The sequence below is a fragment of the Clostridium cibarium genome (genome assembly GCF_014836335.1).
Taxonomy (GTDB): Bacteria; Bacillota; Clostridia; order Clostridiales; family Clostridiaceae; genus Clostridium; species Clostridium cibarium.
The window spans coordinates 1-1,469 of the sequence record NZ_JACSRA010000068.1; the positions used below are offsets into that span (position 1 = coordinate 1).

1 protein-coding gene is annotated in these 1,469 nt (G+C 30.8%); it reads right to left on the reverse strand.

Going from position 1 to position 1,469, the window contains the following annotated elements; genetic code table 11:
• Nucleotides 1–136: 136 nt before the first annotated feature.
• Nucleotides 137–1,363 carry an IS256 family transposase gene (locus H9661_RS19325; protein ID WP_143318649.1) on the reverse strand — a complete coding sequence of 409 codons (1,227 nt, stop codon included), beginning with the start codon at nt 1,361–1,363 and terminating at the stop codon, nt 137–139.
• Nucleotides 1,364–1,469: the final 106 nt, after the last annotated feature.

A 1,469-nucleotide genomic window follows, 5' to 3' on the forward strand; every position in this document is an offset into this window, starting at 1 on the left:
GATATGTTTTATAACTGGAAATTTCATTTCCAGTTATATTTTTATCTTTCTTTTCAAATACTAAAACTGGATAGTACTATATTTTTAGTTTGTGCAAAAAGAGATAATATATACACAATTTCATAAATTGGACAAACTATACTGCTAATGCTTCGTTGATTCTTTCTTTAAACATTATTTCAAATTTTAAAAGTGTAACACCCCAGTTGGGAAGTGGTGAAGTCCATTTTCTCATAATCTGATCTGTTGCTAAATACAATGATTTTCGTAACGAATCATCAGTTGGGAATACTGTTCTAATCTTAGTAAATTTTCTTATTTGCCTATTAAAACCTTCAAGTGTATTAGTGGTATAAATCATTTTTCTAATTTCTTTAGTATAAGAAAAATATGTAGATAATTTATCCCAGTTTTCATACCATGAATCAATTACAGTATCATAAAGATTATCCCATTTTTGCTTCAACTCGTCGAGCTGCGCTAGCGCAATTTCTTCTGTATCTGCCTTATAAACAAGCTTCAAATCTTTCATAAATTCTTTTCTGTTTTTATAAGAGACATATTTTATGGAATTTCTTATTTGATGTATTATACAACTTTGAATACACACCTTTGGAAAAACAGCTCTAATTGCGTCTGGTAAACCTCTTAAGCCATCCATACATGCAATTAAAATATCCTTAACACCACGATTGCTTAAATCATTGCATACGTTTAACCAAAATTTTGCTCCTTCAGCTTCGCCTACCCAAATTCCTAAAATATCTTTATAACCTTCCATATCAACTCCCATACAAATATATGCTGCTTTAGAAACAATTCTATGTTCGTCTCTTACCTTAAAATGGACTGCATCCATATATACTATAGGATATACTGGGTCTAACATTCGGTTTTGCCATTCTGCTGCCGCATCCATAACTTTATCAGTTATTTTCGATATCATTGATGGAGAAACATCTATTCCATATAGCTCTTCGAGTTCGGATTGAATGTCTCTTGTAGACATTCCACGTGCATACAAGCCAATTATTTTTTTATCTAATTCACTGCATTCTGTTTCATACTTTCGAATTGCTCTTGGTTCAAATTCTGATTTTCTATCTCGTGGAATATCTAAAGGAACTTCCCCATAACTACTTCGGACATCTTTCTTCGAATAGCCATTTCTATAATTCTTTTCAGATTCACCATTAGTTCTTTCATACTTCTCTCTGCCTAAATGTTCATCCATTTCAGCTTCAAGTAATTGTTGCATAACATCTTTTAATAACTTCTGCATCAATCCATTCTTTCCTACAACATCATCCATACTTTTACACTTTTTAATTTCTTCTTGATAATTAATATCTGGTACTTTCATTTGGAATCCTCCTTCATTATTTTCAAGTATATTATTCCAAATCTACCATCAAACAATACAAAAAAAGAATGTAGTAGATTTGTTTTACACAAATCTATCTACATTC